The organism is Actinomadura sp. WAC 06369, assembly GCF_003947565.1.
GTDB lineage: Bacteria > Actinomycetota > Actinomycetes > Streptosporangiales > Streptosporangiaceae > Spirillospora > Spirillospora rifamycini.
Genome location: NZ_QHJN01000144.1, coordinates 1 through 20,598, shown reverse-complemented (window position 1 = coordinate 20,598; position 20,598 = coordinate 1). Strand labels below are relative to the sequence as shown.

Below are 20,598 nucleotides of genomic sequence, written 5' to 3'. Positions count from 1 at the left end.
GTAGGGAGGCGGCGGGGGGCGGCGTCCCGCGTACGCGCCCGCCCACGGGTCGTTCGGCGCTCCGGTGGCGGGCGTCCCGGGCGCGGCGGTGTCCCAGGGGTCCTCGGCGACCTCCTCGGCCTCCTCCCACGGGTCGTGGACGCCGGGGCCGTCCGCCTCCGGGCGGTCCGCCGCGGGGCCGCGGCGCGCGCCGTCGTAGGCCGCGCGCCGGGTGGTGAGGACGTCGCGGGCGGCGTTGATCAGGCGGAGGCGGTCCTCGGCCGCGGCCTTGGCCTCCGGGTCGGTGACCCGGTCGGGGTGGTGCGCGCTCGCCTGCTTCCGCCAGGCCCGCCGGATCTCGTCCGCCGAGGCGTCCGGGCGGACGCCCAGGATCTCGTAGGCGTCGTTGCCCTGCAGTTCGCCGAACAGGGTGGACAAGGTCAGCGGCCGATCCTTCGTGCCACCGAGGCCCGGTAGCAGGTGAGCGTCCAGTGCGCGGTGGCGGGGGTGTGACCCGCCGGGACGATCATGGATCCGGCGGCGACCGTCACGTCCTTCGCGCCGGCCAGGTAGAAGAAGAAGACGTCGAAGCGGTGCTCGAACCCCTGGTAGTACCAGTCGTTGCTCTGGACCTGCCGGCCGGAGAGGAAGGGGGCCTGGAGCAGTTCCTGCGCCTGCGGCGGCAGGTTGCCGAGCACGCCGCGGGCCAGGCGGGTCAGGCCGAGGTCCGGGGGCGCCTCCCCGGGGGCGGACGGCCCGGCCGCGCGGGGCCCGGGACGGTGGTGCACCTGGACGTGCCGCAGGGAGCCCGGCGCGAACTGGAAGGACGAGATCGCGTAGACCGGGCGGTGGTCGGTGTTCACGCGGGGCTCGGCGATCGACAGGCCCGACTCCCCGAAGGTGACGGCGTAGCTGCGGCCGTCACCGCTCGACCCGTCGACGTTGGCGAACCAGTCAATGGCGGTGCCCGACAGTTCGGCCAGGCGCCGGCGGGTGCGGGGGCCGATGCTCTCCCAGTGCTGCGTGCGGGTGCCGTCGCCGCCGAGCGACATCTCGCCCGGCCGGTGGACACCGGGCGCGGCGCGCCCGGTGAGGCCGCCGCCGCCTCGTGCCGCGGGAGTGCCGGAGCCCGACGGCACCGCCGGGAAGAACGAGTCCATGCACCGCCCCTGACCTCGTTGTGACACTGCTTGATCAGGTTAATGCGAACGGGGCGGGGACGTCGATGAAGTTACCGGAGCGGTCCCGGCCGGGATCGGCCGGGGGCGCGGGCCGTGCCGGTCGCCTCGCGGGCGAAGCCGCCCCGCGGACGGCCCCTCGCGGAGGCGAGGCCGGCGACGAGCCGGACGGCCGGCGGTCGACGGTGATCGACGTATTTCTAGCGACATTGCCTGGATTTATTATTTTGTTCCCATTCGACTTGCTTGGAAACTCACTTATCCCCACGTTTTGCGAGTGCAGCGGAAAGTGGGTGTCGAATGGCAGGGAGTGCAATATACGATGTCGCGCATGCGAGCCAAACTTTTCTGCGCATCCGTCGTCGCCGCCATTGTCGGCACGGCCGGTGCGGCGCCGGCGCAGGCCGCGCCTTCGTCGGGCGATCGGCTGGCGTGGGCGGCGAGCCCGGCGTCGGAGGCGGGGCGGGTCCAGGTGCAGGCGGCGCCGCCGTGGGGCGCCTGCGGGCGCAACACCGACCCGCAGAAGCTGGTGCGGTTGTTCACCAAGAACCGCGTCGTCGACTTCGCGCTGCGCTGCGGCGGCCCGAAGCACAGTTCGTCCCCGACTTGGGGGTACCGGCACATCCTGTGGCGCCACAGGGGCGACTTCGAGCGCATGGCGGCCGGGACGTACCAGAATTGGCGGGACATCGCCGACCTCGCGATGAGCCACAACACCTCCGATCCCGACAGGTCGAAGCACAGCGGCGGAAAGTCGTGCTACTCGCGGGTCCTGTACCTCCGGAACATCCGGACCAATCAGGTCGTGCGCCAGCAGATCTTCAAGATGGTCGTCGGCAGCAACAACAACATCATCACGAGCTATCCGTCCGGGTCGCACTGCTGATGGACGTGGCCGCCGGTCTCGTCGCCCGGCTCCGCCGCCTCGGGTACACCGTCACCGGGGCGGCGCCCGGCGTCTACGAGGTGACCGCCCGCGCCGGGCGGCCGCTCCACCGGCGGCCACGTCTCGTCCTCCCCGAGGACGTCCTGGCGGACTACGTCGACGCGCTGCGGCGGGACGCCGCCGAGGCGGGGGTGTCCCCGCTGGACCTGATCGAGACGCACATCGAGGAAGAGCTGGACTCGGTCGACCCCGAGGGCCGCAACCGCACCGCGGCCGCCGGCGTCCGGCGCGACCGCCTCGGCCGCCCCGAATGGTTCGTCGACCAAGACTCCCGGCCGCCGGCGGAGGCGGGAACGGAGTCCGGCCTGCGCTGGGACGCCGACCGGCCGGACGCCGAAGCGCCCTGACGGCGGCCGCCGCTCAGGTCGCGGCGTCGACGGCGGTGGGGGAGAGGATCTTGCCGAGGACCATCGCGGCGCAGCCGGTCAGGCCGGCGGTCTCGCCGAGGCGGGCGGGCTCGATGCGCAGGCTGCGGGTGGCCAGGCCCGTGGCGCGGCGGTAGACGATCTCCCGCAGGCCCGCGATGAGCGGTTCGTCCGCGCCGACGAGGTCGCCGCCGAGCACGACGACCGCGGGGTTCAGCAGGTTGACGGCGGTGGCGACGACCTCGCCGATGCGGCGGCCCGCGTCGCGCAGCAGCGCGACGGTGGCGGGGTCGCCGGCGCGGGCCAGCGCGGCGAGGGCGGGCAGGTCGGCGGCGGGCGAGCGGGCGAGCAGCGCGGCGCCGCCCGCGACCGCCTCGACGCAGTTGACGTTGCCGCAGCGGCACGGCCGCTCGGTCTCGGTCGGGACGGGCACGTGCGCGATCTCCCCGGCCGCGCCCAGCGCGCCGCGCTGGATGGCGCCGCCCGCGATGATCGCGGCGCCGATGCCGGTGGAGATCTTCACGAACAGCAGGTCGTCCACGCCCGGGTGCGCCTGGTGCTCGCCGAGGGCGGCCGCGTTGACCTCGTTGTCGAGGTAGGCGGGGACGTCGAACCGCGCGCGGACGCGCGGGCCGATCTCGACGGCGTCCCAGCGGCCCGCGACGTGCTCGACGGCGTCCGGGACGCCGAGGCCGACGCCCCGGACGGCCTCGGCCGGGACGCCCGCGTCCTTGAGGAGCGCGCACCACAGGTCGAGCAGGTTCGGGATGGTGGTGTCGGGGGAGACGTCGGCCGGGGGCCCGTCGGCGCGGGCGAGGATCGTCCCGGCGAGGTCGCAGACGGCGAGCTGCCCGCGGGACTGGCCGAGGTTGGCGACCAGGACCGCCCCGCCGGCCGCGTGGAACCGCAGGCGGGCGGGGGGACGGCCGCCGGTGGACGGTCCGTCGGCGCGCTCCACCACGAGGCCGCGGCCGATGAGGTCGGCGACGCGGGACGCCACGGTGGGACGCGACAGTCCGGTGTGGCGCGCGATGTCCGCGCGGGTGTCGACGCCGTGCTCGCGGATGAGGCGGAGCACGTCGCCGGTCGTGGCCGGGGTGACGGGCATCCGGCCAGTCAAGCACGCGGGTCTTCGGTGCGTCCAGTTGGTGAAACCTCGAAGACTTTTGTAAGTCAGACTTTCTAAGTGGGTTGTGCGCACAGCTTATGTCTCGGTAGTTTTCGAAACGGGCTTCCCCTGTCCATCCCCCCGTCTGGAGCATCGAATGGCTGTGCATCCCGTGCTGGCAGAGGTGACGCGGCGCATCGCGGAGCGGAGCGCCGACCGCCGCGAGGAGTACCTGGGCCGGATCCGCGACGCCCGTACGGAGGGCCCGGTGCGCGGCGGCATGGGGTGCGCGAACCTCGCGCACGGCTTCGCGGCGTGCGGCGTCCAGGACAAGCTGTGGCTGCGCGGCGACGTCACGCCCAACATCGCGATCGTGTCGTCCTACAACGACATGCTGTCGGCGCACCAGCCGCTCAAGGACTACCCGGACGTCCTGAAGGCCGCGATCCGCCGGGCGGGCGGCACCGCGCAGTTCGCGGGCGGCGTCCCGGCCATGTGCGACGGCATCACGCAGGGCCGCGCGGGCATGGAGCTGTCGCTGTTCAGCCGGGACGTGGTGGCGATGGCGACGGCGGTGGCCCTCTCGCACGACATGTTCGACGGCATGCTGCTGCTCGGGGTCTGCGACAAGATCGTCCCCGGGCTCGTGATCGGCGCGCTGTCGTTCGGGCACCTGCCTGCGGTCCTCGTGCCCGCCGGGCCGATGGCGTCCGGGCTGCCGAACGCGGAGAAGGCGAAGGTCCGCAAGCGCTACGCCGCCGGGGAGATCGGCCGCGACGAGCTGCTCGCCGCGGAGGCCGCGTCCTACCACTCGCCGGGCACCTGCACCTTCTACGGCACCGCGAACTCCAACCAGCTCCTCATGGAGGTCATGGGCCTGCACCTGCCGGGCGCGAGCTTCGTCCCGCCGGGCACCGACCTGCGCGAGGGGCTCACCGCCGCCGCCGGGCGCCGCGTCCTGCAGATCACCGACCTCGCCGACGAGTACACCCCGGTCGGCGAGATGCTGGACGAGCGCGCGTTCGCCAACGCGATCGTCGCGCTGCTCGCGACCGGCGGCTCCACGAACCACACGCTGCACCTGCCCGCGATGGCCGCCGCCGCGGGCATCGAGCTGACCTGGGACGACTTCGACGAGCTGTCGCAGGTCACCCCGATGCTCACGCAGCTGTACCCGTCCGGCACGGCCGACATCAACCACTTCCACGCCGCGGGCGGCACCGCGTTCCTCATCGGCGAGCTGATCGACGCCGGGCTGCTGCACGAGGACGCCCGCACGGTCGGCGGCGCCACCCTCGCCGAGTACCGGAAGGTGCCGCGGCTCGACGGCGGCCGCGTCGTCTGGGAGGACGGCCCCGCCGCCACGGGCGACCCGGCCGTCCTGCGCCCCGTCGCGGAGCCGTTCGACACGCACGGCGGCCTGCGGACGGTCCGCGGCAACCTGGGCCGCGCGGTGGTCAAGGTGTCCGCGGTCCGGCCCGAGCACCGGGCGGTCGAGGCCCCGGCACGGGTCTTCGAGTCGCAGGAGCGGTTGCAGGACGCGTTCGCCGCGGGGGAGCTCGACCGGGACGTCGTCGCGGTCGTCCGGCTGCAGGGCCCGCGCGCCGACGGGATGCCCGAACTGCACCGGCTGATCACGCCGCTCGGCGTCCTGCAGGACCGCGGCCACAAGGTCGCGCTGGTGACGGACGGGCGGCTCTCGGGCGCGTCGGGGGCCGTGCCCGCCGCGATCCACGCGTCGCCCGAGGCGGCCGCGGGCGGCCCGCTCGCGCGCGTCCGGGACGGCGACGTCGTCCGGCTCGACGCCGACAAGGGCCTGCTCGAGGTGCTGGTGCCCGACGAGGAGTTCGCCGCGCGGGAGCCGGAGGGGGGCGTGCCCGACCCCGACCGCGGGTGGGGCACCGGACGCGAGCTGTTCGCGGCCTTCCGCGCGGCGGTCGGCCCGGCGGAGCGCGGCGCCGGGGTGTTCCGGTGAGCGCTCCCTGGCTCGTCGGCGACATCGGCGGGACGAACGCGCGGTTCGCGCTCGTGGACGGCCCGGACGGCGCGCCCCGCGACGTCCGCGCGCTGCCCACCCGCGAGCACGCCGACCTCGCGGCCGCCGCGGCGGCGTACCTGTCCCGGCACGCCCCGGGCGTGCGGCCGTCCGCCGCGTGCCTGGCGGTCGCGGGGCCCGTCACCGGCGGGACGTTCCACCTGACGAACGCGAACTGGCCCGTCGGCACCCCCGAGGACGTGCGCGAACGCCTCGGCCTGCCGCACCTGGAGATCGTCAACGACTTCGCGGGCCTCGCGATGTCGCTGCCCCGGCTGGCCGCCGACGACCTGGTCCCGGTCGGCGACCGGTACCCGGCGGCGGACGGCCCGCTCGCGGTCGTCGGCCCCGGCACCGGCCTCGGCGTCGGCGGGCTCGTCCCGGCGCCGGGCGGCGGCTGGCTGCCGCTGCCGGGGGAGGGCGGCCAGGTCGACGCGCCCGCCGGGACCGACCGGGAGGTCGAGGTCGTCCGGCTGCTGCGCGCCGAGCGCGGCGCCGCGACCGCCGAGTTCCTGCTGTCGGGGGACGGCCTCGCCCGCATCCACCGCTACCTCGCGATCATCGACGGGGTCCGGGCCGAGCCGGTGACGCCCGCGCAGATCGTCGAGCGCAAGGCGGACGCCCGCTGCGCGCAGACCCTCGCGATGTTCTGCGGGCTGCTCGGCTCGCTCGCCGGCAACGTCGCGCTGACGATCGGCGCGACGGGCGGCGTCTACCTCGGCGGCGGGATCCTGCCGCGCATCGCCGACGTCCTGAAGGAGAGCGCGTTCCGCGCCCGGTTCGAGGGGAAGCCTCCCGTCGAGGGGTACCTGCGCGCGATCCCGACGGCACTGATCGTCCACCCCGGACCGGCGCTGGTCGGCGCCGCCCTGCGGCTGGCGCAGACCGCTCCCGAACCCGCACGACCCTTGGAGACCGCTTGAACGCCGAAGACCTGTTCGACCTCGCGCCCGTCATCCCCGTCGTCGTCCTGGACGACGCCGACGCCGCCGTGCCGCTGGCGCGCGCGCTCGTCGCGGGCGGCCTGCCGGCGATCGAGGTGACGCTGCGGACGCCGGCCGCGATCGAGGCGATCACGCGGATCGCGACGGAGGTCCCGGACGCGGTCGTCGGCGCCGGGACGGTCGTCCGCCCGGACGACGCCGAGCGCTCGGCCGCCGCGGGCGCCCGCTTCCTGGTCAGCCCCGGCTGCACCGAGCGCCTCCAGACCGCGATGGCCGCGACGGGCCTGCCGTTCCTGCCGGGCGCCGCGACCGCCTCGGAGGCGATCGCGCTGCTCGAGGCGGGCGTCACCGCGATGAAGTTCTTCCCGGCCGAGCCCGCCGGCGGCATCCCGTACCTGAAGGCGCTGAACGGGCCGCTCCCGCAGGTCCGGTTCTGCCCGACCGGCGGGGTGAAGCCCGGCAACGCCGCCGACTACCTCGCGCTGCCGAACGTCGGGTGCGTCGGCGGGACGTGGCTGACCCCGGCGGACGCCGTCCGGTCCGGCGACTGGGACAGGATCCGCGGGCTCGCCGCGGAGGCCGCCGCCCTCCGCTAGCCGGAGGGCGGGTGCGGACAGGGCCCGGCGGACAGGCGCGATTCGCCGGGCCCGTCCGGCACGAGGTCCATGCGCAGGCGCCCGCAGGAACAGCGCGTCCACACGACGAGGCAGTCGCTGGTGAGGTGCCGGGAGACGATCGTGGGGCGTGGTTCCGTGCTGCACTGAGTAATGACGGCAGTCTGCACAGCCACGATCGTTGCCGTTTTTCACATTTCCGCATGACACCGTGCAATATTCGCCGCGCGGGGTTCCGCGCGGCTGGCCGGCGGGCCGGTGGAGGGGGCCGTCCGGGTCCCGCCGGTCGGCACGTCGCCGCCGCGCCGCCTGCTGACCTGCGTCCGGCGCGGCGGGCGCGGCAACCCGATCGTCGACCCGGGGCTGCGCGCGCTCCGCGACGCCGTCCCGGCCCCCTGCACCCCCCTTTCGGCCGCCTGACGCTAGCGCCGGAGGGTCGCGGCGACGCGGACCGCCCGCGCGAGCCACACCGCCATCGCGATCCCGAGGACGGCGAGGAGGCCCGTGCCCGCGCCGACCGTGAACGTCAGGACGAGGAACACGCCGAGCAGCAGCGGGAACGCCGGGGACGGCGGCCCGTGCCCGTGCGCGTGCCTGTGCCAGTGCATGCGGTGCTCGTGCATGCGTTGCCGGTGCATGCGGTGCGGGTCCGCGTGCATCAGGCCCGGGCGGCCCCACGGCACCCGCCCGGGGACGGGCGCGGGGCGGGGCCGGTCCTCCGCGGCCTCGGGGAGGCCGTGCGGCGGCGGCAGGTCCCGGACGAGCGCGCGCAGGTCGCCGCGCGTCTTCGCGGCCAGCGCGGCGTCCATGCGCTCGTCGAGCTCCCCGCGGTCGAGCCGGCCCGCGGCGAAGTGGTCGTGCAGCGCGACCACGACCGCGTCCCGCTCGGTGTCGCCGATGCGCAGCCCGTCGAGCGGCGTTCCGGTGCGTGGGTCGCCGGTGCGGGTCATGTCGCTCACGGCCCCTCCTCCGCTGCGTCCGGGCCCGGGTCGGCGTCGTCGGCGAGGATCCGGTACAGGTCGCGGCGCGCCCGGGACAGGACGTCCCGCGCCCGGTCGAGCTGCTCGGGGCGGCCCGAGTGGACGACCTGCATGACCGCGGCTCCCGTCTGCGCGGCCTGCTTGAACAGCTCGGGCACGCCCTCGCCGAAGTCCCACGACATCGCCGCCCACGGCTCGCGCAGGTCGTCGGCGTGCTCCTCGACGTGGGCGCGGCCCGCGTCGGTGAGCCGGTAGGCGCGGCGGCCGCCGGCCTCCTCACCGGCGATCAGCCCCTCGTCGGCGAGCTGCTGAAGGGCCGGGTAGACGGCGCCCGGGCTGGGCCGCCAGGCGTGCTCGCTGCGCTCGGCGATCTCCTGGATGATCTGGTAGCCGTTGCGCGGCTCCTCGGCGAGCAGCGCGAGGATCGCCGCGCGGACGTTGCCCTTGCGGGCCTTGGCCCCGCGGCCCCACGGGCCGCCGCGCCGGCCGTGCGCCCACGGCGGGCGCGGACCGGGGCCGCCGGGCCCGCCGGGACCGAAGCCGGGCGGGCCCCACGGGCCGGGCCCGGGCCCGCCGCCGAACAGCGGGCCGAAGCCCGGCATGCCGCCCCTGCCCCACGGTCCTCCGTGCATGTGACGCATGTTCTTCACCGCCTTCTGAGATCTCTCTTTGAGCTCTCGCGATACGACAACGATATATCGAAGACGTACGGTACGGCCAGTTCGTTCCCGCGGAATCCCGCGCCGGCCCGCCCGGTCGTCCGTCCGGGCCCGCCGGCGGACAAGATCCCCGATTCCGGTCACGGCCGTCTGACCTCGGAAAACCTGGGTAACAGGCGGATTGTGGGGGGACGATGGGGACAGACGGAGCCGTGACGGCGCGCGATGCGGTCCTGACCCGGGGCGGCGCCGCCCGCGCCCACGCCTTCGGCGAGGTGCTGCTGGGGCTCGCGCTGTTCGCGCTGTACCTGCTCGTGGCGATGCTGCCCGAAGAGCCTCGGACGCGGCTCGCGCGCGCACACGGGGAGACGCTGTACGACATCGAGCGGGCGCTGCACCTCGACGTGGAGCTCACCCTCAACGAGTGGCTCGCGGACCAGTCCCTCGTCCGGGTCCTGGCCAACTACGAGTACGCGATCACCTACGTGGCGAGCGCCCTGGCGCTGCTCGTCTGGCTGTTCGTGCGCCACCCCGACCGGTACCGGACGGCCCGCACCGCGTTCGTCCTGCTCAACGTCATCGCGCTCGCGTGCTTCGCGCTGTACCCGGTGATGCCGCCCCGGCTGATGCCCGACCTCGGCTTCGTCGACACCGTCCGGCTCGGCGGCACCTGGGGGTCGTGGGGCTCGCCGCTGGTCGAGCACGCCGACCGGTTCGCCGCGCTGCCGTCCCTGCACATGGCGTGGACGCTGTGGGTCGGCGTCGAGCTCGCGCGCGTGAAGGCGCACCGGTCGGTGCAGGCCGTCAATACCGTCCACATCATCGTGACCGGGTACGTCATCATGGCGACCGCGAACCACTTCGTGGTGGACGCGCTCGCCGCCGTCCCGCTCGTGGCCGTGTCGGTGTACGCGGCCGAGCGGCTCGCGCGCCCGTCGGCCGAGCGCGTCCGCGCCCCGGACGCGTTCTTCCTCGCCGTCGAGACCGAGCGGGCGCCGCAGCACACCGGCGGCGTCATCATGCTGGACACGTCCCGCGACCCGCTGCACCGCGCCGACCTGATCCGGCTCGTCGCCGAGCGGATGGACCGGCTGCCCCGGTTCCGGCAGCGCCCGCACGGCGCCGGGCGCTGGCGGCGGCCCGTCTGGCGCGACCAGCCGGCCGTCGACTGGGACTGGCACGTCGCCGAACTGCGCGTCGACGGCATGGACGGGCTGCGCGAGGTGATCGCCCGCGTGCAGGCCGAGCCGTTCCCCCGCGACCGGCCGCTGTGGCGGATGCTGCTGGTGCGCGGCGCCGAACCGGGCCGCACCGCCGTCGTGTTCCTCATGCACCACGTCGTCGCGGACGGCGTCGGCGTCGTCGCGCAGGCCGCCGCGCTGATGGAGCCGCCGCAGGACCCGGCCCCCGCCGGGCCGCGCCGCGGCCGCGTCCGGACGGCGCTCGCCGCGGCCGTCGGCACCGCGGTCGGCCTCGGCCAGCTCGCGATCGACGTGGCCCCGCCCGCCCGGCTGCCCGCCGCCGGCACCCCCGAGCGCCGCTTCGGCACCCTGCACCTGCCGCTCGACCTCGTCCGGGACGTGTCCCGGCGGCACGGCGTCCGCGTGACGGACGTGGTGCTGTGCGCGGTCGCGGGCGCCCTGCACCGCGCCGCCCGCCCCGGCGCGGACGGGCGCGGCACCTGCCGCGTCGCCGTCCCGCTGATGATGCGGGCGCCCGGCGGCGCGATGGAGGGCAACCACACCAGCGCCGTCATGGTCGACCTGCCGATCGGCGCGATGCCCGAGACCGCGCGGCTCGCCGACATCGCCCGCCGCTGCAAGGTGCTGCGGTCGGGGACCCGCGCGCTGGCCGCGTGGTTCGTGATGCGCCAGGCGGCCCGGCTGATGCCGGTGCCGCTGCACGCCCGGTTCGCCCGCGCCGCCTACAGCGAGCGCTTCCTGCAGGGCATCGTGTCGAGCCTGCCGGGGCCGGGCGGCCCGCTGCGCCTGGCGGGCGCCCCGCTCGCCGCCGTCTACCCGGTCGTCCCGCTCGCGCCCGGCGCGCCCCTCGCCGTCGCCGCGCTCGGCGTCTCCCGGGAGCTGTGCTTCGGCGTCTCGCTCGACCCGGGCCTGGTCGACGACGCCGACGCCCTCACCGCCGCGATCGGCGCCGTCATCGACGACCTCCGCGCCATGCAGTTCGCGCAGCGCGGGTCGCGGCCGCGGCCGTAGGCGTCCCAGTCGGTGTCCTCGAGCAGCTCCCGGTACGTCTCGGCGTACCCGTCGTCCATCAGGTAGCAGGGACGCTGCCAGCCCTTGAGCGAGTACGACGGGATCGCCCACGCCGTGCAGGGGAAATCGACCTTCCCCTCCAGGAAGTCGAGGAACAGCGGCGAGTGGTTGAACCGCCAGCGCTTCCGGTTGCCGTTCGCGAACGCCTTCTGGAACAGCGACCGGGTCTCCTGGACGCCGAGGAAGTGCTCCTGGTCGGGCGCCTTCTCGTACGCGTAGGCCGGCGAGATCATCATCTGGTCGACGCCCAGGTCGTCGTTGAGGTAGTTCAGCACCTCGATGACGGTCTGCGGGGTGTCGGTGTTGAACACGGTCGTGTTCGTCGTGACCCGGAACCCGCGCTCCTTGCACATCCTGATGGCGGCGACGGCCTCGTCGAACACGCCGTCCTTGCAGACGGACGCGTCGTGCCGTTCGCGGAGCCCGTCGATGTGCACGGCCCACGCGAAGTACGGCGACGGCTCGAACCGGTCGATCTTCCGCGGGATGAGCGCGGCGTTCGTGCACAGGAACACGTACCGCCGCATCCGGACCAGCTCGCCGACCAGCTCGCCGATCTTCGGGTGCATGAGCGGTTCGCCGCCGGCGATCGACACCATCGGCGCGCCGCACTCGCGGACGGCGGCCAGCGCCTGCTCGACCGGCATCCGCTGCTTGAGGACGTCCGCCGGGTGCTGGATCTTGCCGCACCCGGCGCACGCGAGGTTGCAGGCGAACAGCGGCTCCAGTTCGAGCAGCAGCGGGAACCTGTCCCGCCGGGCCAGCTTGTTCTTGAGGACGTACCCGCCGACGCGCAGGCTCTGGCGGAGTGGCATGCCCATGTCAGGTCTCCCGGACGTACCGGCCGAGCGCGCTGACGGGGAACACCAGCCGGTACAGGTGGTAGTTGATGTAGAAGTCGCCGGGGAATCCGGTGCCGGTGAAGTGGTCCTCGTCCCACGTGCCGTCCGGCCGCTGCCGGTCGACCAGCCAGCGGACGCCGCGGTCGACGGCCGGGCCGCGCTCGCCGGCGGCGAGCAGGGCCAGCAGCGCCCACGCGGTCTGCGACGGCGTCGACGCGCCGCGCCCGATCCATCCCGGGTCGTCGTAGGAGCGCAGGTCCTCGCCCCAGCCGCCGTCGGCCCGCTGGTGGCGCTCCAGCCACCGGACGGCGCGGCGGATCGCGGGCTTCTCCGGCCGGACGCCCGCCGCGATCAGCGCGGGCACCACGGCGCCCGTCCCGTACACGTGGTTGGCGCCCCAGCGGCCGAACCACGAGCCGTCCCGCTCCTGCGCCTTCAGCAGCCACACCACGGCGCGCTTCACGGTGAGCGAGTCGGCCATGCCGCGCCGGGCGAGGGCCTCGACGACGTGCGCGGTGACGTCGGCGGACGGCGGGTCGATGACCTCGCCGAAGTCGCAGAACGGCAGCCGCCGGCACAGCCCGCGGGTGTTGTCGGCGTCGAACGCGGCGAACCCGCCGTCCTTCGACGCCATCCCGGCCATCCAGCGGACGGCCCGCTCGATCGCGGGCTCGGCGTCCGGGAACCCGACGCGGTCGAGCGCGAGGATCGCCTCGGCGGTGTCGTCGGTGTCGGGGTAGACGTCGTTGTCGAACTCGAACGCCCACCCGCCGGGCGGCAGCCCCGGGCGCCGCACCGACCAGTCGCCGGGCCCGTGGACCTCCTCGCCGAGCACCCACGCGGCGGCGCGCCGCTGCGCCGGGTCGTCGCCGGGGACGCCCGCGTCGGCGAGCGCGTTCATCGCCAGGACCGTGTCCCACACGGGCGACTGGCACGCCTCCAGGCGGCGGCCCTCGCCGTCGCGGATCGTGAACCGCTCCAGGCCCGCGAGCCCCCGCTTCATGATCGGGTGGTCGTTGCGGTAGCCGAGCAGGTGCAGCGCGATCAGCGAGTACACCCACGGCGGCTGGATGCCGCCCCAGCAGCCGTCCGCCTCCTGCCGCGCGATGATCCACTCGCCGGCGCGGCGCAGCGCCGCGTCCCGCAGCCCCCGGACGGGGCGCCGCTCGTACACGTGCAGCGCCCGGTCGAGCGCCCGGAACGCCTCGTCCCAGCCCGGCAGCCCCCGCCGCCCGGACGGACGCGCGGTGCGCGCGGCCCGCAGCTCCGGCAGGTCGAACGGCAGCGGCCGGACGGGACGCAGCGACCCGACGACCGTCAGCGGGACGATCGTCTGCCGCGCCCAGCACGCGAAGTCGTACACGTTCAGCGGGAACCAGCGCGGCAGGAACACCAGCTCCGGCGGCAGCACCGGCAGGTCGTCCCAGGACCACTCGCCGAACATCGCCAGCCAGAACCTCGTGAACACCCGCGTCGCGGGCACCCCGCCGTTCGCCCGGACGTACGCGGACGCCCGCTCCATGTGCGGCTCGTCGGGGGCGTCCCCGGCGAGCCGCAGCGCCACGTACGCCTCGACGGTGGTGGACAGGTCGGACGGGCCGCCGTGGAAGGTCGCCCACGTGCCGTCCGCGGTCTGCTGCGAGCGGATCCAGCGGGCCGCCTCCCGCGTGTCGTCCGCGGTGCGGACGCCGAGGAACTCGCGCAGCAGCAGGTCCTCGGCGTCCATCGTGACGTTCGTCTGGAGCTCGCCCTTCCACCAGCCCTCGGGGGACTGGAGGGCGAGCAGGCGGTCGCGGGCGGCGGCGAGCGCCTCGGCGGGCGTCCGCACCGCCGCCGCCGCGGCCGCCGCCGCCGACTTCTGCTTCGTCTTCGTCGTGGTCTTCGGTGCCGTTCCGGTGCTTTCCGTCGGTTCTGTCGTCGTCATCAGTGATCCCGTCCTGTGACGAAGTCGGCGATGTGCAGGAACTCCTCGCGGACCGCGGCGGGCAGGCCCGCCGACGCGATCCGGGCGGCGGCGCGCTCGACGCGGCGGCCCGCCTCCGCCTCGGCCCAGGCCCGCCCGCCGGACGCCTCGACGAGCCGCGCCATCTCCTCCAGCCGGGCGAGTTCCGCGTCGGCCGCGTCGTCGGCGACGTCGCGGGCCGCGTCGCGGGCCGCCTCCCCGTCGGCGTCGTCCGCGCCGGGCGGCGCCGCGTACAGGCCGGCGAGCCGCTCGGACTGCGGCGTCCCGGCGTTCAGCGCGGCCACGACCGGCAGCGACAGCTTGCGCGACCGCAGGTCCGACAGCGCGGGCTTGCCGGTGACCTTCGGGTCGCCCCAGATGCCGAGCAGGTCGTCGACGAGCTGGAACGCGATGCCGAGGTCGGCGCCGAACTCGGCGAGCGCGGTGCACAGCGGCTCGGGCGCCCCGTCCAGGACGGCGCCGATCGCGCACGAGCACGCCAGCAGCGCGGCCGTCTTGTCCGACGCCATCGCCACGCACTCGTCCAGGCCGACGGTGCGGCGCGACTCGAACTCCAGGTCGCGGGCCTGCCCGCCGATGAGCCGCCGCGTCGCGGCCGCGAGGGAGCGCGCCGCGCGGCCCGAGCCCTGCCCGGGCGCCTCCAGCAGCACCTCGCCCGCCAGCGACAGCAGCGCGTCGCCCGCGAGGATCGCGTCGGCCTCGCCGAACACCGCCCACGCCGCGGGCCGGTGCCGGCGGGTGCGGTCGCCGTCCATGATGTCGTCGTGCAGCAGCGAGAACGCGTGCGTCAGCTCCACGGCGACCGCGGCCGGCAGCGCGCCCTCCTGCGGCGCGCCCGCCGCCCGCGCCGACAGCAGCGCCAGCGCGGGCCGCAGCGCCTTGCCCGCCGGGGCCGCCCGCGGGTGCCCCTCCGCGTCGGCCCAGCCGAGATGGTAGGCCGCGACCCGGTAGGTGCGCGGATCGAGGCGGCCGACCGCGGCGCGCAGCGCCCCGTCGACCAGCCCCCGGACATCGGTCATCGAGACCGGAACGGTCGTCACCGGTCCCTCACCCCCTCCAGGTGGCGGCGGACCAGCCGAGCGGCGGTCAGGCCGCTGCGCACTGCGCCCTCCATGGTGTCGGGCCAGCCCGTGTCGGTCCACGCGCCGGCCAGGAACAGGCCCGGGGCCCTCGTGGCGGCTGCCGGGCGCACCGCCCCGCTGCCGGGACGCTGCCGGAACGTCGCGCGCCGCTCCCGCGTCACGAACAGCTCCCGCACCCGGGCGTCCCGCGCGGCGGGCAGCAGCCGCGCCAGCTCCGGGACGAACCGGTCGCGCAGCTCCGCGGTCGGCCGGTCGATCCAGCGGTCGGCGGCCGACAGCGAGACCGCCAGGTACTGGCCGTCCCGCAGGCCGCTCACCCCCGTCCGGTCGAAGACCCACTGGACCGGCGAGCCCACCGCCGCGGCGAACGGCTCGCCCATGACCGGACGGTCGTAGACGACGTGCACGTTGACGATCGGGCTCGAGTCCAGCTCCCGCCAGCGCAGCGGGTCCGGCAGCGCCTCCGCGGGCAGCACCTTCGCCGCCGCGTCGTGCGGCACCGCGACGATCACCGCGTCCGCCGCGATCGGGACGCCGTCCACCACGACCTTCGGGTCGGCGGTGACCGCCTCGACCTTCGCCTTCAGCCGGACCGTGCCGCCCATCTCGGCGATGCGGCGCAGCGCCGGGCCGCCGTGCAGCTCCTCCAGCGGGACGACCGGGACGCCGATGTCGGCGGCGTCCGCGCGGCCGAACAGCGCGCGGCGGCACACCAGCGCCGACAGCCCCAGCGCGGCGTCGTCCACCTCCGCGTTGAGCGCCGCCGTGATGAACAGCCCCCACAGCGCCTCGCGCGCCCACCGGGACTGCCCCCGCGCCGCCAGCCACGGCCCGGCCGCGATCCGGTCGAGCCGCGCGTCCTCCGGGTCGAGCCGCCGCAGCGCCGCCGCCCCCCGCATCGCCCGCAGCCGCTCGCCGGGCGCCAGGTGCGGGTAGCCCGCCAGCGCGGGCAGCAGGTGCAGCGGGCCCGGCAGCCGCGACCGCGTCAGCCGCGCCGCCGCCGCGCCGGGCCGCAGCACCGTCACGTCGAACCGGTCCTGGACGTCCACGAGGTGGTCGGCGCCGAGCCGCTGCAGCAGCCCCTGGTACGCGGTGCAGCAGCGCAGGAACACGTGCTGCCCGTTGTCGACGCTCAACTCGCCGCGCTCGAACGAGTGCGTCGCGCCGCCCAGCCAGGGCCGCGCCTCCAGCAGCGTCACCGGGACGCCCGCCTCCCGCAGCGCGATCGCCGCGCTGATGCCGGCGAGGCCGCCGCCCACGATCACCACGCTCACCGCTCCACCCCCGTCAGCGCGCGCGCCGCCACGACCGCCTTCTGCCACGTCGGCAGGGACGCCCGGGTGTTCAGCGCGGTCGCGGGCCGCGCCGCGATGTTCTCCAGCAGCCGCCGGTAGATCCCGGCCATGGCGGCGGTGCAGGCCGCGCTGCGGCGGTCCAGCAGCGGAAGCAGCCGCATGCCCTCCGCGTACCAGGTCCGCGCGCGATCCGCCTGGAACGCCACCAGCTCGTTCAACCGCCACGGCGGGTCGACGAACATGCCGGAGTCGTCCAGGTCCAGCGTGCAGTCGAACCGCTTCAGGTCCTCGGTCGGCACGTAGATGCGCCCCGCGAGCCGGTCCTCGCGCAGGTCCCGCAGGATGTTGGTGAGCTGTAACGCGATGCCGAGGGAGTCGGCGAGCGCCTCCGCGCGCAGCCGCCCCTGCGACCCGAAGATCGCGAGCGACAGCCGGCCGACCGTCCCCGCCACCTGCCGGCAGTACCCGAGCAGGTCGTCGAACGTCTCGTAGTCCGCGCCGCGCACGTCGCTCTCGCAGCCGTCGATCAGCTCGTCGAACGCCTCCAGCGGGATCGGGTAGCGGGCCGCCGCGTCCGCGAGCGCCGTCAGCACCGGATGCCCCTCCAGCACCGCCGCGTCCGCCCGCCGCTCCAGGACGTCCCGCACCGCCGCGATCCGGCCCCGCGACCGGTCCAGCAGGTCGAGCCGCACGCACGCCGGCTCCGGCCCGTCCCCGATGTCGTCGACCCCCCGCGCGAACGCGTAGACGGCGCTCATCGCCCGCCGCTTCGGGACGGGCATCAGCCGGATCCCGTAGCCGAAGTTGCGGGCCTCCTCGCGCACCACCCGCTCGCAGTGCCGATACGCCTCCACCACACGCTCGGACCGCTCGCACGCCTCCGAGACCGTCATCGCTCACCCCTCCCCAATGCGCGTGCCCAACCGGCCGCCAGCGCGGCCCGGCGCGGACGCGGCGCCCCCGACAGGACGTCGTAGCGGCCCCGCGCCAGCCCGCCGAGCGCCGCGCGGCCCCCGGCCACGTATCCCGCCACGGCGAACCGCGCCCACCCCGACAGCCCCGCCATCAGCGGCGGCGCCCCCCGGTCCAGCAGGTCGCGGGCCCGTGCCGCCTCCAGCGCCACGACGCCCCGCAGCCGCGTCGGCGTCCTCGTCCGCCCCAGGTCGCCGTCCGTGCAGCCGAACCGCCGCAGGTCCGCCGCCGGCAGGTACACCCGGCCGCGCCGGAAGTCCTCCCCGACGTCCTGGCAGTGCTCGATCACCTGCAGCGCCGTGCAGACCCGGTCGGACGCCTCCTCCAGCCCCCGGCCGTCCGCACCGAACACGTGCAGGACGATCCGGCCCACCGGGTCCGCCGAGAGCCGGCAGTACGCGACCAGCTCGTCCCACGTCTCGTACCGGTGGACGGTCTGGTCCTGCCGGTTCGCCTGGACGATCCGGCGGAACGGGTCCTGCGGTACGGCCCGCGCGCGGACGGTCCGCGCCAGCCTGCGGAGCTGCGGCAGTTCGGGCGCGACGCCCGCGTACACCCGGTCCAGGTCGTCGTCCACCAGTTGCAGCAGCTTGCCCCGCTGCTCCTCCGGCGCCTCGTCCCCGATGTCGTCGACGAGCCGGGCGAACCCGTACACCGCCAGCAGATCGGCCCGGTGCCGCCGGGGCAGCAGCCGCGCCGCCACCGGGAAGTTCTCCCGCGCCGCGAGCCCGGCCAGCGCCCGGTCGTGCTCCTCGGCGTTCCAGGACGAATCAGTGATCACCACTGTGAGATGAGCGCGCACGGCACCCGAAAAACTCTGATCAAGGTATGGACTTGGTGAATCGTGCGCGTGTCGGACCGGGTGACCGGGCCCGCGGCGACCCCGATAGCCTCGGGGGATGCGCGAGCGAGAGATCGTCCGGCCCGTCGACCTCTGCCTGCCCGACGGGCGGCTGAACCCCGCCGCCGTCGGCTGGACGCGCCGCCCCCTGCACCGCGCCAACCTGCGCGGCTGGGGCCGCGCCAAGCGGTGGGAGTACTGGGGGATCGTCACGCCGCACCACATCGTGGGGCTCGTCGCGTCCTCGCTCGACTACGCGGGCGTCCACGGCGTGTACGTCCTCGACCGCGAGACCGGCGAGGAACTGGCCCGGGACGCGGTCGTCCCGTTCGCGCGCGGCGCGTCCTTCCCCGACCGCAGCGGCACCGGCACCGCGTCCGTGCGCGGCGGCGGCGTCGCGGTCGGCGCCCGCGAGGAGCGGGACGGCACCCGGCTGCGGGCCGTCGCGCCCGCCATCGGCGTCGACCTCGACCTCACGGTGCCGGTGCCGGACGGGCACGAGTCGCTCGGCGTCGTCGTCCCGTGGACCGCGAACCGCTTCCAGTACACGGTGAAGGACGTGGGCCGGCCCGTCCACGGCACGCTGCGGCTGCCGTCCGGCGCCGTCGAGGTGAAGGCCGGCGACGCGTTCGCCGTCCTCGACCACGGGCGCGGCAAGTGGCCGTACCGGATGACGTGGAACTGGGCGGCCGCCGCGGCGCCCGGTCTCGCCCTGCAGCTCGGCGGCCAGTGGACCGACGGCACCGGCATGACGGAGAACGCCCTGTTCGTGAACGGCCGCCTGCACAAGATCGGCGACGAGCTCGACTGGGACTACGACCGCACCGACTGGCTCCGCCCCTGGACGATCACCGGCCCGCGCGTGCAGGCCGAGTTCCACCCGTTCCACGAGAAGGTCGCGAAGACGGAACTGGGCGTCGTCGGCAGCGAGACCCACCAGTGCTTCGGTACGTTCACCGGCCGCGCCCGCACCGACGACGGCGCCTGGATCGACCTCGACGGCCTCACCGGCTGGGCCGAGGAGGCCCGCCAGCGCTGGTGACGCCTACAGCCGGAGCCGCCGGTTCACGCCGCGCACGAGCCGCTCCGGCAGCTTGCACACCCGCCGGTCGTAGGTGAGCAGCCCGTTCAGCTCGTCCTCGACGTCCGACAGCTGCGTGTACACCGTCGCGCTCAGCCCGCGCGGGATCGCCGGGACGATCTCCCGCGCGTGCAGCCGCGCGAACGCCCCGCCGAGCCGCGCCGCGTCGTGGAACCGCCGGTAGCCGAAGTCCTCGTCGTTCCACGCGTGCCCGTCGACCCGCAGGTTGTACCCGCCGTACTCCGACAGCACCAGCACCCGGCCGTCGCGCCGCCGCGGCACCCGGAACCGGCGGAAGTAGACGTGCAGGCTCCGCAGGTCGCCGCCGCCCTGGTCGTGCCATCCGCTCGCGTGGTCGACGGTCCGCGTCGGGTCGAGCTCCGCCACCTCCCGGGCGACGCCCGCCGCGTCGAACTGCCCCCAGCCCTCGTTGAACGGCACCCACACCGCGATGCTCACGACGTTGCGCAGGTGCTCGACGGTCCCGCGCAGCTCCTCCCGGAACCGCTCGCGCGCCGCCGCGTCCGCCCGCCCGAACCGCCGGTGCCCCCGGTCGCCGGAGTCGTCCAGCCGGACGGGCAGGAACGCCGGGGCCGTCACGATCTCGGGGCGGTACGGGCCGCCGCCGTTCACGCAGTCCTGCCAGACGAGGACGCCGAGGCGGTCGCAGTGGTGGTACCAGCGCAGCGGCTCCACCTTGATGTGCTTGCGCAGCATCGTGAAACCGAGCCGCTTCATCGTCGCGATGTCGTGCACCAGGGCCGCGTCGGACGGCGCCGTGTACAGCCCGTCCGGCCAGTACCCCTGGTCGAGGACGCCCGCGTGGAAGTACGGGCGCCCGTTGAGGAGAAGGCGCGGGACCCCGTTCTCGTCCGGGCCGACCCCGAACGAACGCATGCCGAAGTAGCTCCGCACGATGTCGTCGCCCAGTTCGACGGTGACGTCGTAAAGGAACGGGTCCTCGGGCGTCCATTCGCGGACGTCGTCCAACGGTATCCGTACCGGTGTCCCCGCAGGCGCTTGGGCGCGCGCCACCGTCCGTCCGTCCGCGTCCACCGCCACCCGGGCCTCGCCGCCCGCGGCGTGGACGGTGACCTCGACGCACGAGTCGTCCAGGTGCGGGACGAGCGTCAGCCGCTCCACGTGCAGGTCGGGCACCCGCTCCGCCCACACCGTCTGCCAGATGCCCGACTGCGGCGTGTACCAGATGCCGCCGCGCTCCAGCCGCTGCTTGCCCCGCCCCCGGTCGCCGGTGTCGGACGGGTCGCGCACCTCGACGACGAGCGTGTTCGGCGCCCCGCCGTCGCGGAGCAGCCCGGTGACGTCGAACGCGAACGGCAGGTAGCCGCCGTCGTGCGTCCCCGCCTCGGCGCCGTTCACCGTCACCCGGCACCACTGGTCGACGGCGCCGAAGCGGGGACGCACGACGGCGGCTACCTGC

19 protein-coding genes and 1 pseudogene are annotated in these 20,598 nt (G+C 75.3%); 8 read left to right on the top strand and 12 right to left on the bottom strand.

Going from position 1 to position 20,598, the window contains the following annotated elements; translation table 11 throughout:
• On the bottom strand, positions 1-417 hold a 417-nt coding region (locus DMH08_RS30265; protein ID WP_158642417.1), incomplete at its 3' end, for a J domain-containing protein.
• Positions 418-419: 2 nt separating this feature from the next.
• Positions 420-1,139 (bottom strand): hypothetical protein, encoded by a 720-nt coding sequence (locus DMH08_RS30260; protein ID WP_125619340.1) that lies wholly within the window; start codon positions 1,137-1,139, stop codon positions 420-422.
• 349 nt (positions 1,140-1,488) lie between these two features.
• Between DMH08_RS30260 and DMH08_RS30255 the strand changes: the two genes are divergently transcribed.
• Positions 1,489-2,043 carry a hypothetical protein gene (locus tag DMH08_RS30255; RefSeq protein WP_125619338.1) on the top strand — a complete coding sequence of 185 codons (555 nt, stop codon included), beginning with the start codon at positions 1,489-1,491 and terminating at the stop codon, positions 2,041-2,043.
• The gene (locus DMH08_RS30250) at positions 2,043-2,450 is read left to right on the top strand and encodes a hypothetical protein (RefSeq protein WP_125619336.1); all 408 of its coding nucleotides are present in this window, start codon (positions 2,043-2,045) and stop codon (positions 2,448-2,450) included. Before DMH08_RS30255 ends, DMH08_RS30250 begins: the two co-directional genes overlap by 1 nt.
• A 13-nt stretch (positions 2,451-2,463) precedes the next feature.
• Here the strand turns inward: DMH08_RS30250 and DMH08_RS30245 are convergent, their stop codons facing one another.
• A complete protein-coding gene (locus DMH08_RS30245) occupies positions 2,464-3,576 on the bottom strand; it encodes an ROK family transcriptional regulator (RefSeq protein ID WP_026400587.1) in 1,113 nt (370 codons plus the stop codon).
• Between the two features lie 157 nt (positions 3,577-3,733).
• Here DMH08_RS30245 and edd point away from each other — a divergent pair, with 157 nt between their 5' ends.
• From edd to DMH08_RS40440, 4 genes are all read left to right on the top strand, one after another.
• The gene (gene edd / locus DMH08_RS30240; protein ID WP_026400586.1) at positions 3,734-5,551 is read left to right on the top strand and encodes a phosphogluconate dehydratase; all 1,818 of its coding nucleotides are present in this window, start codon (positions 3,734-3,736) and stop codon (positions 5,549-5,551) included.
• Complete coding sequence (gene glk, locus DMH08_RS30235) at positions 5,548-6,534, top strand: glucokinase (RefSeq protein ID WP_125619334.1); 987 nt, start codon at positions 5,548-5,550, stop codon at positions 6,532-6,534. Before edd ends, glk begins: the two co-directional genes overlap by 4 nt.
• Positions 6,531-7,151: a bifunctional 4-hydroxy-2-oxoglutarate aldolase/2-dehydro-3-deoxy-phosphogluconate aldolase gene (gene eda, locus DMH08_RS30230; protein WP_125619333.1), complete on the top strand. Its 621-nt coding sequence runs from the start codon at positions 6,531-6,533 to the stop codon at positions 7,149-7,151. The genes glk and eda overlap by 4 nt, the downstream gene beginning before the upstream one ends.
• 276 nt (positions 7,152-7,427) lie before the next feature.
• Entirely contained in the window at positions 7,428-7,589 is a 162-nt protein-coding gene (locus tag DMH08_RS40440) for a hypothetical protein (protein WP_158642416.1), read from the top strand.
• A 2-nt stretch (positions 7,590-7,591) separates the two neighbouring features.
• Here DMH08_RS40440 and DMH08_RS30220 read toward each other — a convergent pair whose 3' ends face one another.
• Together DMH08_RS30220 and DMH08_RS30215 are read right to left on the bottom strand one after the other, a co-directional pair.
• On the bottom strand, positions 7,592-8,119 hold the full coding sequence (locus tag DMH08_RS30220; protein WP_125619342.1) for a DUF1707 SHOCT-like domain-containing protein: 528 nt from the start codon (positions 8,117-8,119) through the stop codon (positions 7,592-7,594).
• 5 nt (positions 8,120-8,124) lie between these two features.
• Positions 8,125-8,781, bottom strand: a complete 657-nt coding sequence (locus DMH08_RS30215) for a PadR family transcriptional regulator (RefSeq protein WP_233617896.1) — start codon at positions 8,779-8,781, stop codon at positions 8,125-8,127.
• 221 nt (positions 8,782-9,002) lie between these two features.
• Between DMH08_RS30215 and DMH08_RS30210 the strand changes: the two are divergent.
• Positions 9,003-10,910, top strand: a pseudogene (locus tag DMH08_RS30210) (phosphatase PAP2 family protein); the annotation flags it as partial.
• Here DMH08_RS30210 and hpnH read toward each other — a convergent pair.
• From hpnH to hpnC, 6 genes are read right to left on the bottom strand one after another with little or no spacing between them, the layout of a single operon-like run.
• Entirely contained in the window at positions 10,823-11,902 is a 1,080-nt protein-coding gene (gene hpnH, locus DMH08_RS30205) for an adenosyl-hopene transferase HpnH (protein ID WP_125619325.1), read from the bottom strand. The pseudogene DMH08_RS30210 and the gene hpnH sit on opposite strands and share 88 nt — an antisense overlap.
• A 1-nt stretch (position 11,903) precedes the next feature.
• Positions 11,904-13,847, bottom strand: a complete 1,944-nt coding sequence (gene shc, locus DMH08_RS30200; protein ID WP_125619323.1) for a squalene--hopene cyclase — start codon at positions 13,845-13,847, stop codon at positions 11,904-11,906.
• Positions 13,847-14,926 (bottom strand): polyprenyl synthetase family protein, encoded by a 1,080-nt coding sequence (locus tag DMH08_RS30195; RefSeq protein WP_026400580.1) that lies wholly within the window; start codon positions 14,924-14,926, stop codon positions 13,847-13,849. Before DMH08_RS30195 ends, shc begins: the two co-directional genes overlap by 1 nt.
• Positions 14,923-16,242, bottom strand: a complete 1,320-nt coding sequence (hpnE, locus tag DMH08_RS30190; protein ID WP_233617895.1) for a hydroxysqualene dehydroxylase HpnE — start codon at positions 16,240-16,242, stop codon at positions 14,923-14,925. Before hpnE ends, DMH08_RS30195 begins: the two co-directional genes overlap by 4 nt.
• Positions 16,239-17,156: a presqualene diphosphate synthase HpnD gene (hpnD, locus tag DMH08_RS30185; protein WP_051300026.1), complete on the bottom strand. Its 918-nt coding sequence runs from the start codon at positions 17,154-17,156 to the stop codon at positions 16,239-16,241. Before hpnD ends, hpnE begins: the two co-directional genes overlap by 4 nt.
• Positions 17,153-18,019, bottom strand: coding sequence for a squalene synthase HpnC (hpnC, locus tag DMH08_RS30180; RefSeq protein ID WP_084549715.1), 867 nt, complete (start codon positions 18,017-18,019; stop codon positions 17,153-17,155). Before hpnC ends, hpnD begins: the two co-directional genes overlap by 4 nt.
• A 115-nt stretch (positions 18,020-18,134) precedes the next feature.
• On the opposite strand from hpnC, the gene DMH08_RS30175 reads away from it, so the two are divergent.
• Entirely contained in the window at positions 18,135-19,118 is a 984-nt protein-coding gene (locus tag DMH08_RS30175) for a DUF2804 domain-containing protein (RefSeq protein WP_125619321.1), read from the top strand.
• Positions 19,119-19,121: 3 nt separating this feature from the next.
• Here the strand turns inward: DMH08_RS30175 and DMH08_RS30170 are convergent.
• Positions 19,122-20,598: glycoside hydrolase family 2 protein (locus DMH08_RS30170; RefSeq protein WP_125619319.1), on the bottom strand; the 1,477-nt coding region annotated here is incomplete at its 5' end.